Raw genomic sequence first — 12,578 nt, forward strand, 5'->3', positions numbered from 1 at the left:
GGTTTATGATGGCGAAGCAAAAATATTATGTAGTCTGGGTAGGTAAAGTACCCGGAATTTATACAAGCTGGGGCGAATGCCAACAGCAGGTCAATCAGTTTACAGGTGCGAAGTTCAAGGCGTTTGAATCCCGAAGTGAAGCGGAACAGGCTTATGCGGCAGGCTATAAAAATTACTGGGGGCAGCAGTCCGGAAGCAAGTCGGGCAGCTCAGGCTCCAAGAGCTATAAGCGAAGCAGCGCATCTGCCGCCGAAGAACCGGGCGAGATCGATTATGACAGCATCTCTGTAGATGTGGGGACGCGGGGAAACCCTGGACCCGTTGAGTACAAAGGCGTGGATACGCAAACGGGAGATATTCTGTTCTCGTGCGGACCGATTTCGAAGGGAACGAACAATCTCGGCGAGTTTCTGGCCATCGTCCACGCACTGGCTTACCTGAAGAAAATTGGCAGCACCAAAACGGTGTACAGCGATTCCATGAATGCACTCAAATGGCTGAAGCAGAAGAAGGTGGCCACCACGCTTCCGCGCGACGCGTCAACCCAAGAGATCTGGGATCTGGTGGACCGGGCCGAGCACTGGCTTCGAACCAATACATATGAGAACAAGGTGCTGAAATGGCAGACGAAGAGCTGGGGAGAGATAAAGGCCGATTACGGGCGGAAATAAAGAGGGATCACAGAAGGGAAACGTTCGAAGTTGTACAAAGCCGTAGTTTTTAGATATCGACGTCTTTATCGCGGCTGGACTTGGCACATTACTATTAAAAAGCGAAGACAGGGAGGAGGCTTCCTTGTCTTCGCTTTTTTGATATGCCATTGACTCTAGGATTCAAGTGCAAAAAAATCCAAATCAACACATGTGGATAATTCAAACTAAGGACTTACTTCACACCGGAAGGACTGTGTATAACATTATGAATGGCTTCGTTATACACAGAGTTATAAACATTATCCATGTTCGTTCTGCACAAATCGAATTTCGATTATATATTTCATGGTAGTTATCCAGCGTTTGTGAACAAATGTGGAGAAGTGCAAGCATAACTCCCTATTAACTGGTGGGAGGAGACCGGTTATCCCCAAAACCGGAGGTTAGCCGTTACGCTTGCAGTGGATCTATCCACAACCTTTATACCGGGAGCTTAGCCACGAGTACACTTCACTTATTCCTTCTCGCGGACCTGCTTATAGTATTGATTGGGGGACATACCGACATATTTTTTGAACACCTTGCTGAAATAGAACGGATCCTCCAGGCCGGTCAGATACCCAATCTCCCCAAAGCTGAGGTGGGTGGCCTCGATTAACTCCTTGGCATGATGGATTCGAACCTGATTCACATAGCGCATGATCGTATGGCCGGTAAGCTTGGCGAACACCCGATTGATGTAATCATAATTGCATTCGAAGCGCTGTTCGATCTCCGAGCTGATGATTTTCTCGGCGTAATGTTCATGGATGTACTCGAGCAGCGCATGCACCTTCATATAGGACTTGGTGTGCGGGCTGTTCTTCTCCAGCTCATCGAACAGACTCTCACGGGACAGCTCGATCAGCATTTCCATGAATTTGAGCGCAGTCAAACTGCGGTTAAAATGCTTCCGTCTGTACAGCTGCAGCATTTCGCCGAGGGCATGGTACATGTGATGAAGGCTTTTTTTCTGGGTTAGCGTGCAGGTCTTGGGGAAATATAGCTGCCTGCTGTCATCTTTGCCTGCCGTTTGGTTCTCCCCCATGATCCATTGCTTGGCTAGCAATGACAAGGGCCGCTCGGGCGCATGATGAATATCGGGGTGTTCAAAATGAATATAGTAGTAGTCGCAGGGATGTTTCTGTGTTCCCTCGTGGTCCAGATGCGGTTCAAGGACCAGTAAGTCGCCTTTCTTGAGCACATGGGAAACGCCGTTCTCCCGCATATGAAGCTCGCCGTTCTTCACGAAATACAGAATATACTCGTGTGTGTTCCGCTTGAAATGAATCCAGGGGTTCTTGTAGGAGACAAATCCCATCAGTTTGATCCTTGGCACATAGTCAGCGTTCATCGATAGCACGAATTCCACCCTCTCTCCCAAAAAAACGCGAAGTCGCTTTTGTACAAAAAGAGTAACTTTCACACATTCCCGTTCATTGTAACACAGCCTATACTTGGGATGAATGTATAAGAGGTCGCTTTATTTCAATATTAAAGGAGGCCATTACCCTTGGCTAATATCAATGTAACGGTATGGAATGAATACCGGCACGAGAGACATAATGAACAGATCGCTAAGATTTACCCTGAAGGCATCCACCGTACAATTGCCGATTTTCTGGGAAAGGATGCACAGTTCGTCGTACGCACCGCCGTACTGGATGATCCGGAACACGGCTTGACCGATGAGGTGCTCGCTTCAACGGATGTTCTGATCTGGTGGGGGCATGTGGCTCACGGCGAAGTGCGGGATGATATCGTGGAAAAAGTGCGTCAGCGCGTACTGGACGGCATGGGGATTATCGTTCTGCATTCCGGTCACGGCTCGAAGATTTTTCAGCGCCTTCTCGGCACGAATACAGGCGCACTGAAATGGCGCGATGACGGTGAGAAGGAGCGGTTGTGGGTCATCGATCCCAGCCATCCGATCGTTAGCGGACTTGGAGAATATATCGAGGTTCCGCAGGAGGAAATGTACGGTGAGCGTTTTGAGATCCCGGCACCGGATGAACTGGTGTTTGTCTCTTGGTTCGAAGGTGGCGAGGTATTCCGCAGTGGCTGCTGTTACAAGCGCGGACGCGGCAAGCTGTTCTATTTTAGACCGGGTCATGAAGCATTCCCGACCTACCACCAACCTGAAATTCAGCAGGTAATTACCAATGCCGTTGCCTGGGCGGCACCCATCCAAGGGGCAAAAGCTTCTTATGGCCGGGTATCTCCGCTGGAGTACAAAGCATTGATCTAAAGTTTTGCCTCGCTAGACGACATCCGTATGAGGGTTGAAGTACACCCCTTGGAATGGAGATTGGATTAAACCTTGGGTTTAACCGATGAAATTCTTAGGGGTGTATTTTTATTGGCTGAAGGCATAGAGCTTATCCGTTCAGTATATAGGTGCCAGAGGATTGGTGCATCCGACATTTTATGCTATATTAATCTGAAATTCGAGTGAAAATGGGTGAGCCAGTCATGAACTATTGGATGGATCGTTTGCATGCCATGGAACTAAAGACTAAGCTGATGCTGCTGTTTCTTCTGATTGCGGTCATCCCTCTCGCAGTGTTAGGTATTTTCTCCATTCGTAAAGCCTCTAGTGAAATCCAGACCAAAGCCAATGAAATCATTCTGGAAAACCTATCTCAAATCAACTACAGCCTTAATTACTTCGTCGAAGATATAGAACAGCTGTCCATGTATCTGTACAGCAACAAAGACATTCAGGAGATTCTGTCCAAGCCGGCTGCTCGAAGCGTGGAAGAGAAATACCGCGACCAGCAGACGGTCGCTGCCATTTTGAACAGCTTCCTCGGTTTTAAATCATGGGATATCCAGCTGTATGTGCTCGGAGAGAACGGAGACCGTTACTTTACGGGAAAATTCATACCAAGCTCCTATCTACGTTATAACGCGGATTGGGGGCTTTTTCGTAAAGCAAGGCTGGCAGGTGGCGATGTGGTCTGGGATAGCCATTATTCCTTGAAAAAATTCGAGGATTACGGGACGGTCCTCAGCTCTGGCCGATTGCTTAAGCAGATTGATACCGGCAAACCGCTGGGGTATTTCATCGTGGACATTATGGAGCCTGCCCTCGCGGATAAATATGAAAGGGCTTACCGGTATGACGGGGGAGAAGTGTATCTTTTGGATGACAAAGGATATATCATTTCCAGCCATCTCTCCAAACTGGAGGTCGGCACGCGCCTCGAGAAACCTTACCTTTCCACCATTCTGCAAGAAAGAAAGGGATTCTTCCGAATAAAGGAACAGGATATTGAACATATGGTCATTTATGATACATCCGATACTCATGGTTTTAAATTGATCAATGTGGTTCCTGTAAGCGCTTTAACCGGTGAGAGCGCCAGCATTCGCAATTTCACGATATTCATTGTCATATTCGGAGTGTTGATCTCTTACTGCACGGCCTTCTTGCTGTCCGATTACATTACCCGACCGCTCCACAAGCTGCGTCGACTAATGAGGCAGGTTGAGAAGGGAGACCTTGAGGTCGCCTTCGATTCGAAGTACCGGGATGAGGTTGGTCATCTGGGCGGAAGCTTTAACCGGATGCTTCAGAGGATCAAGGAATTGATTAACCAGGTGTACGAGAAGCAGCTAAAGGTGCAGGAGGCGGAGATCAAAGCGATTCATGCCCAGTTCACCCCCCATTTTTTGTACAATGCGCTGGATTCCATTAATTGGATGGCTCGGATTCACAGGATCGAGGTGATCAGCAGCATCGCGGTTTCGCTGGGCAGCCTGCTGCGCTTCAGCATCCGGCGAGGAAATACCGTTATCCCCATTCGTGAGGATATGCAGCAAATTCGCAATTATCTGACAATCCAAGAAATTCGTTATCGGGATAAAATTACGATTTCGGTGGAGATCGATGAAGGCATTCTGGATTTATGCATCCCCAAATTGCTAATTCAGCCGCTGGTGGAGAATGCGATCAACCATGGACTCGAGATGAAAGCCGGTCAGGGTAGTCTGCTTATCTCCGGCCGATTGGCGGGAGAGCGGGTGCAGTTCGTGGTGGAGGATAACGGACTCGGGATAGCTCCGGATAAACTGCAGCGCATCCTGCGGGGAGAGTACGTTTCCGGTGAGGAGACCAGCACGACCGGAATCGGACTTCATAATCTCTTGCGGAGGCTGGAACTGCATTTTGGACATGCCTACGTTCTGCATATTGATAGCTTGCCGGGTCAAGGGACGAAGGTCAGTCTAAGTATACCGATTATACGGGAGGCGGTAAGCGATGTTTAAAATTCTGATTGCCGATGATGAATGGATGATCCGCGAAGGATTGAAGCAGACGATCAATTGGGAGGCACTGAATTGTGTTCTGGTCGGTGAAGCGGCGGACGGAGAACAGGCTGTGCAGCAAATTCAGGCGTTTCAACCGGATATTCTCATCTCTGACATTCGAATGCCCGGCATGGACGGTCTTGAGTTGGCATGGTCCGCCCAGGAGTTCTGTCCAGAGCTGAAGGTGATTTTTCTTACCGGATTTGATGACTTTGTTTATGCCCAGCAGGCGATCAAACTCAAAGCCTCCGATTTTGTGTTAAAGCCGACAGATCCCGATACGTTGGTAAAGGCAATTGACAAGGTATGTAAGGAGCTTGTCCGGACGAGGCAGCATGCCAGCGTGATGGAGCAGCTGCAGAGTTGGAAAAGGGACAGGGAATCACTCGTTGTTCAGAAGCTGATTCATGACAGCATGCTCGGAATCACGGATACGGCCTCCTTGGAGATGCTGAAGGAATGGCTGGAGGAGACTGCCGGCTTACAGAAGATACGGGTTGCCGTGGTACAGATGGAGGAAGAAGGCGAGGAGCGGCGGCATGAGCGGTGGCTGCATATAAAGGAACGGTTGTATGCCCGCATTTACGGTCCCTTGATTATGATAGATGAACTGCAAAGAGCGTGCATTATTCCCGATGAAGAAGGGGCAGTGGGCATGTTGAAGGAAACCGTCACCGAATTTGGCAAAGCACTGGTCTATGTCGGGGTAAGTCTCTCATATGGGGGGCTTGAGCAGCTAGACCGAGCATATCAGGAAGCGTTAGAGGTTGTCAGGCATAGAGCAGCAAGTAAACAGAGCGGGGTGTCCGTATACGGTGACATCGAACATCTGGATAATGCTGCCGTGCATTTTGCCGAAGGGTTCCGGCAAGTGGAGGCGTATGTCCAGCATAATTTTAACGAAGATATCAGCCTGCAACAGCTGGCTGCCCGGTTTCACTTGAGCGAGGCGCATTTCAGCCGTCTGTTCCGCAAACGGCTTGGTGTAAGCTTTATAGAATATTTAACCCGGTTAAGAATGGAGCAGGCAAAGAGATTGCTGGGGGACGAGAATGTGAGGATTTATGAGGTTTCGCTTGCCGTGGGGTATCAGGATTCCCGTTATTTCAGTCAAATTTTTCGTAAATATACTGGAGAAACGCCGACGGAATATCGTAAAAGAATGCTGGAATCACATGGAATGTAATATTTGTGTAAGAAAATTGGATGAAGAAGGCCTTTGAAAGCTAAAGGTCTTCTCTTTTAAACGCTTACATTCACGCAATTAAGCAAAAAATTAAACATTTATGCAATTTTGTCTCGTTGAGAGGTGGAAGCCTGACAGGTATAGTAAATTCGTGGAAGGGAAAATAACACAAAAATAAGGGGGATACAAAAAAATGGTGAAAAGATGGCTTACCGCAATCGCTAGTGTGATCATTTTGTTAGGTGTTATTACAGCTTGTGGCGCTCCTGCAACCGAAGGCAAGGGGGAGTCCGATTCCTCGAATTCCAATTCGAATTCCAGTGCGGGTACGGGAAAGCTGACCATTTATTCGCCGAATGCAGCCGAAATCAACAACCCGATTATCAAAGAGTTTCAGGATCGGACAGGTATATCCGTCGATCTGATCTCCGGCGGTACAGGGGAATTGCTGAAGCGGGTGCAGGCTGAGGCAAGCAATCCGCTCGGGGATATTTTTTGGGCAGGAGGAGCCGATTCCTTGGCATCATTTAGCGAATATTTCGAGCCGTATCAAACAAACGAGAAGGGGGATATTTTCCCGGGCTATCTGGATCCGTCCAACTATTGGACACCGTTTAACGCTCTCCCGATGGTAATCACTTACAACAAAGAGCTGGTATCCGAGGATGAGCTGCCTGCATCTTGGGAGGATCTGCTGGATCCCAAGTGGAAGGGGCAGATTGCATTTGCCGATCCAGGCAAGTCGGGCTCCTCCTATACGCAATTGGTGACCATGCTGACGGCTTTTGGTAAGGACAATGAGCAGGGGTGGGAGTATGTCAAGAAACTTGTGGCCAATATGGACGGCAAAATTTTGTCGGGCTCCAGTCTGGTCCAACGCGCCGTACCTGACGGTGAGTTTGCTCTCGGCATCACACTGGAGGATGCTGCGCTGCGGTACATGGAAGGCGGCTCGCAGATCGGCATTATTTATCCGAGCGAAGGCACTTCGGCTGTACCTGATGGGGCTGCAATCATCAAAGGAACCAAAAATCCGGATGAAGCGAAGCAGTTTATTGATTTTATTGTCAGCAAGGATGTGCAGGAACTGGTGCAAAAGGAGTTTAAGCGCCGCTCGGTTCGAGATGATGTAGAACCGGTGGAAGGCTTGCCTCAGACTGCGGACATCGAACTGGTTGATTACGACTTTAGCTGGGCTTCAGATAACAAAGAAGCCGTTATCAGTAGATTCAACGATATTATGATGGGCAAGGAATAGAGCACAAAGGTGGGGGATGGCTGGCTGATCCGTGGGCAGTCGTCCTCTCGGATATGGAGGCATTCATGAGTCAAGTGGTATTCGATCATGTTACAAAATACTTTGGAGAGAACAAGGCGGTTAATGATGCGCATTTTTCAATAAACGAAGGGGAGTTTTTTACCCTGCTGGGACCGAGCGGCTGTGGGAAAACCACTCTTCTCCGAACGATTGCCGGCTTCTATAAACAGGAGGAAGGGGATATCTACTTTGGCAGCCGAGTCATTAATGACGTGCCTACCCATGAGCGCAATATCGGGATGGTGTTTCAGAATTACGCGATCTTCCCCCATTTGAGTGTGTTTGACAATGTGGCCTACGGGCTTCGCGCCCGGAAAATTTCGAAACGGGACATCGAGAGCCGGGTGATGGAAGCGCTGGAGATGGTGGAGCTGGCCGATCTCCGAGACAGGATACCCGGTAACATGAGCGGGGGACAGCAGCAACGGATTGCTCTGGCAAGAGCAATTGTCATCCGTCCCGCACTGCTGCTAATGGATGAGCCGCTGTCCAATTTGGATGCCAAGCTCCGGGTGAAAATGCGGACCGATATCCGTCAATTGCAAAAGGAGCTTAATATCACCACTATTTATGTGACGCATGACCAGGAAGAGGCGCTCGCCGTTTCGGACCGGATCGCAGTCCTGAGCGAGGGAGTCATTCAGCAGATCGCTTCCCCGAGGGACATCTATCAATACCCCCGGAATCAGTTCGTGGCCAATTTTATCGGTACTTCCAACTTTCTGGAAGGAACCTGCACGTCTGAATCGGGCGGTGACGACGGGATCGGAACAATACGATTGCTCGGCAAAGAGACGCAGCTGCCAATCAAACAATCTTATTCAGGCAAAGTGATTTTTTCAATTCGTCCCGAGCGGGTGCAGATCAGCGCGGAACCAAGTCCCACTTTTGCCTTTGAAGGAATCGTTCAAGCTGTCAGCTTCTTGGGCGATAAGGTGAGTTACTTAATGAAGCTTGAGGACGGGACCTTTATCGATGTACATGATTATCCGGGCAAAACCCTAAGTCTGTTTCAGGAGAAGCAACGGTTGTTTCTGGATTTTCAGCTTCAACGGTCCGTTATGTATGACAGCGTTGGCCTGGAGGTGATCTATCGTGCAGGCGAAGCTTAAGCCCGTCGGGTCTCCGACCGTTGGACAGCGTCTGCTGCTCAGAAGATGGGATTTCTGGACGTTTGTAACCGTATGTGTGTATATCTTCATGCTGGTGTTCATTATTTACCCGCTGGTGTCCCTGCTGTTAAACAGCTTTATCGGCAAGGACGGGAGCATAACCCTGCAGAACTACCTGGATTTCTTTCAGCTCAAGTATTACCATCAGGCTCTGCTGAACAGCTTTCTTGTATCCGCGTTGGCAACCGTGCTGGCGATTCTGATCGGCACCCCGCTAGCCTACATCGCAACAAGATACGACATCAAATGCAAAGGCTTGATGCAGATGATGGTTATTATGTCTCTGCTATCTCCGCCATTTATCGGAGCGTATTCATGGATTTTATTGATGGGCAATAACGGCTTTGTTACGAGGTTCATCCGGGAGTTGGGGATTGATATTCCTTCCATCTACGGCTGGCACGGGATTGTCATTGTATTTGCCCTGCAATTCTACCCTCATATTTTCCTGTATGTATCCGGTGCACTCAAGACGATCGATACTTCGTTGGAAGAAGCATCCGAGAGTCTGGGAATGACAGCATGGAATCGTTTGCGAACCGTGACGCTGCCGCTCATATTTCCTACGCTGTCGGCAGGGGCACTGATGGTATTTATGGCTTCATTTGCCGATTTCGGCACGCCAATGCTGCTTGGGCAGGGCTATAAAGTGCTGCCGATTCTGGCCTACGAGCAATTTATCAGTGAGATGGGCGGTAATCCCGCAATGGCCAGCACGCTGAGTGTGGTCATGATCTTTTTCTCAACGGCCGTTTTGTTTGGTCAGCGGTATTTTGTATCCCGGAAAAATTATTCCATGACCGGGATGCGAACGCCGACCGTGAAGAAGCTGAAGCGGATGCCGAAGGTTCTGTTGACCGTGCTGGCATTTATTCCAGCCTGTATATCCATTATGCCCCAGCTGACCGTGCTTGTGACCTCCTTCCTTGCGAAAAAGGGACCGGTGTTCCATAGCGGATTCAGTCTAGACAGCTATAAAGAAGTGTTCTTCCGTGTGCCCAAAGCGATCATGAATACGTACTCTTACTCTGTGTTGTCCATCATCGTCATGGTTATTGCGGGCATGCTCATCGCTTATATTCTCGTGCGGCGAAGGTCCAAATTCACGGCTTTTATCGACGGCATCATTATGATTCCCTATATCATGCCGGGCACCGTGCTTGGTATAAGTCTGATCATTGCCTTTAACAAGCCGCCGATAGTGCTGACCGGAACATGGATCATCCTTGTCATTGCCTACGTGATACGAAAAATCCCATACACGATCAGGTCGAGTACGGCGGTTCTTCACCAGCTGGACCGAAGCGTGGAAGAGGCTTCGATCAGCCTTGGCGTGCCGCCGATGAAAACTTTCTTCAAAACGACGGGCCGGCTGATGGCGCCAGGCGTTATATCCGGAGCCATCCTCAGCTGGATTACAACGATTAATGAATTAAGCTCCACGCTTGTTCTGTATTATGGAGCAACGGCGACCATATCCGTCACGATCTACAGTGAGGTTTTTACCTCCAATTACGGCACCGGCGCCGCACTTGCCTCTATTCTTACGGTGACTACGCTTATATCGCTGCTGATTGCGAACAAGTTGTCAGGCAGCAAGGGGTTGTCCTTGTAACTTATGCTTGCGATGCTCGATTTGGTAGTTCTCCTTCAATATTGCTTCCTTTTATAATGTAAAAAAAGGAGGGGTGCATGCTGGAGCGGAAAAATCGGATTTGGAGCAAGAATGGGCTGATCTGGATTGTCTTTGTACTGATTATTGCCGGAAGTCTGGTCGTTTACTCGACTTATTTCCGGCGGCTCGGGCATCCGCCGGAGCAGAGGATCAAGGAAATCGAGCGAATGGAATGCTGGATTTACAGCAGTGAATGGGAACCGATACTTAAGTCCTTGCAGGCTCGTTATCATGAAGTGGAGATGAATGTGCGCACCTTCCAATCGTATGAGGCGCTGCATTCGGAATTGTCAGCTGCCATCTCTGCAGGACGTGCTCCGCAAATTGCGGAATTGAACAATGCCTACGGTCTGGCGGAATGGGCAGAAGACGGGGCGCTCGTGCCCATCAAACTGCCAGGTGAGACAACGGACCTAACGGCTTCAGCCCGCAATGCGTTCACGTTTCAAGGTAAGCTGTGGGCGATGCCTGCCGGTGCATCGATTCCGGTACTTTACTATAATCAAGACAAGCTTCGGAACGCAAGTTTTCAGAGAGAACTGGAATTTGCGGATCTTGAGCAATTAAATGAAGAGATTTCAGGCTGGGTGAGAGGTCTGAACCATCGCAATGCGTCCATCAAGTGGAAGCAGGTAATGGCGGTGGATGAGAATTTGGCCTTTGTTTTTTTGAATATGTGGGGCCATCCGGCAGAAGAGGAGAGGGGGGAGCGGCTGCTTGAACTTCTCGGGGCATGGAACAGGCTGGTGTTTGATTCCGGTGTGATGTTTCCTCTGGAGCACCGACTGGCTCTGAGTGAATTCATGGACGGACAGATTCTGCTTCTGGTATCAAGCTCGCAACATATGCAGTGGATGGATAAGTATATTGCAGGCAAGTTCAATTATGGCGTAGTTCCTCTGCCGGGAGCAGTGGACCAAGGGGTCTCGCCGGGCTTTAGCGCTTTCGCCGTGCTTGCCGGGGGAGGCAACAGAGAACTGGCGCAGGAGCTTGTTAACCACATCGCTTCCCCGTATATACAGGACACTTTGCTGGATGCGACAGGCTATATGCCGGTCCGTCAAGACAGCCTGGACTCGCTGGCGCGGCAAACAGCGGAGGGGACCCGTTATAACATATTGTTACGGCTGGTCGGGAATGATGACGGGATTGCACCAATGTCTGACGATTACAGACGTTGGAACCGAATCGATGAAACACTGAAAGCCTTGGAGATAGAGCGTAGACCGGATCTGGAGCAGAAGGCGGCCGATCTGCTGCCCCTTCTTCCCTGATCTGTCATACAGATATTGGAGAACGAGATCATATGCGGGAGAGCTCCGTGGGAGGGATATGAAAACATGATGAAAGTGCAAAATTTGTCGATACAGGGGAGCGGTATCTGGAACGAGGATGCGCTTATTATCAACGATCAGCTGCAGATATACGGCGTTATAGACGGTGCCACTTCGTTGGTGCCGTTTCGAGGCTCAGAGGGGGAGACTGGCGGACGGATTGCCTCGCAGTTGTTAAAGCGATACTTTGAGCAGATTTCACCGGAAGAAAAGCGTAATCTGGAGCAGTTGACCCGTGAGGCCAATCGCATATTGGGAGTGGAAATGCAGGCGCACGATATACCGACCGATTCCAAGGATCAGTTATGGACGGCGGGAATTGCAGTGATCCGGATTACTGACCATTATATCGAATATGCTCAATCAGGCGACTGCATGATTATGGGTGCCTATGCTGACGGGTCTGTGCGCATGGTGACACGGGACCATGTGGCGCATATTGATTATGAATCCAAGCTAATCTGGGAACAGGCCGTCCTGGCCGGAGTCCAGTCGAAGGATCAGTTATGGGAGTTGGTGAAGCCCCGCATTCTCAAGAATAAAGAAAAAATGAATACGGCCAGAGGCTACTCCGTCCTGAATGGACGCTCGGACGCGGAGGATTTTATTGAGTACGGCAAGATTAACCGGATTCAGCTTGAGGAGCTGCTGCTGCATACCGACGGACTCTATTATCCTGAAAAATTGGTGAATGGGGGCAGACGGACCTCCGAGGAAATTTTGTTCCGCAATATTAAGTCTCGGGGACTGAAAGAGTATGCCGATTGGCTGGTGGGGTTGGAACATAGCGATCCGGAATGTATTACCTATCCACGATTTAAATTGTCTGACGATAAATCGGCGGTTTTGATCAGACTGGGGTAACCTTAGTTCATGCCAGCTCCAAC

At 49.5% G+C, this 12,578-nt stretch carries 10 protein-coding genes; 9 read left to right on the forward strand and 1 reads right to left on the reverse strand.

The features are described 5' to 3' along the window. Positions 1–8 precede the first annotated feature (8 nt). Positions 9–671 carry a ribonuclease H gene (rnhA, locus tag J7E85_RS22990; protein WP_215161885.1) on the forward strand — a complete coding sequence of 221 codons (663 nt, stop codon included), beginning with the start codon at positions 9–11 and terminating at the stop codon, positions 669–671. Positions 672–1,167: 496 nt separating this feature from the next. On the opposite strand, the gene J7E85_RS22995 is transcribed toward rnhA, so the two are convergent. After that, the gene (locus tag J7E85_RS22995) at positions 1,168–2,046 is read right to left on the reverse strand and encodes an AraC family transcriptional regulator (RefSeq protein WP_215161941.1); all 879 of its coding nucleotides are present in this window, start codon (positions 2,044–2,046) and stop codon (positions 1,168–1,170) included. Between the two features lie 159 nt (positions 2,047–2,205). Between J7E85_RS22995 and J7E85_RS23000 the strand changes: the two genes are divergently transcribed. The 8 genes from J7E85_RS23000 (at position 2,206) to J7E85_RS23035 (ending at position 12,555) form a co-directional block, all read left to right on the forward strand. Continuing rightward, on the forward strand, positions 2,206–2,940 hold the full coding sequence (locus tag J7E85_RS23000) for a ThuA domain-containing protein (protein WP_215161887.1): 735 nt from the start codon (positions 2,206–2,208) through the stop codon (positions 2,938–2,940). 224 nt (positions 2,941–3,164) lie between these two features. Continuing rightward, positions 3,165–4,964, forward strand: a complete 1,800-nt coding sequence (locus J7E85_RS23005; RefSeq protein ID WP_215161888.1) for a cache domain-containing sensor histidine kinase — start codon at positions 3,165–3,167, stop codon at positions 4,962–4,964. After that, complete coding sequence (locus J7E85_RS23010) at positions 4,957–6,192, forward strand: response regulator (RefSeq protein WP_215161890.1); 1,236 nt, start codon at positions 4,957–4,959, stop codon at positions 6,190–6,192. Before J7E85_RS23005 ends, J7E85_RS23010 begins: the two co-directional genes overlap by 8 nt. Positions 6,193–6,385: 193 nt before the next feature. Then, positions 6,386–7,450, forward strand: a complete 1,065-nt coding sequence (locus tag J7E85_RS23015; protein ID WP_215161892.1) for an ABC transporter substrate-binding protein — start codon at positions 6,386–6,388, stop codon at positions 7,448–7,450. Between the two features lie 65 nt (positions 7,451–7,515). Continuing rightward, positions 7,516–8,622 carry an ABC transporter ATP-binding protein gene (locus J7E85_RS23020; RefSeq protein WP_215161894.1) on the forward strand — a complete coding sequence of 369 codons (1,107 nt, stop codon included), beginning with the start codon at positions 7,516–7,518 and terminating at the stop codon, positions 8,620–8,622. Then, positions 8,606–10,297, forward strand: coding sequence for an ABC transporter permease (locus J7E85_RS23025; protein ID WP_254778282.1), 1,692 nt, complete (start codon positions 8,606–8,608; stop codon positions 10,295–10,297). Before J7E85_RS23020 ends, J7E85_RS23025 begins: the two co-directional genes overlap by 17 nt. A gap of 77 nt (positions 10,298–10,374) precedes the next feature. After that, positions 10,375–11,631, forward strand: coding sequence for an extracellular solute-binding protein (locus J7E85_RS23030; protein WP_215161896.1), 1,257 nt, complete (start codon positions 10,375–10,377; stop codon positions 11,629–11,631). 66 nt (positions 11,632–11,697) lie between these two features. Continuing rightward, positions 11,698–12,555 (forward strand): protein phosphatase 2C domain-containing protein, encoded by an 858-nt coding sequence (locus J7E85_RS23035; RefSeq protein ID WP_215161898.1) that lies wholly within the window; start codon positions 11,698–11,700, stop codon positions 12,553–12,555. The last annotated feature ends 23 nt before the right edge of the window (positions 12,556–12,578 follow it).

It is taken from the genome of Paenibacillus sp. ISL-20, from assembly GCF_018613005.1.
Taxonomy (GTDB): Bacteria; Bacillota; Bacilli; order Paenibacillales; family Paenibacillaceae; genus Paenibacillus_AQ.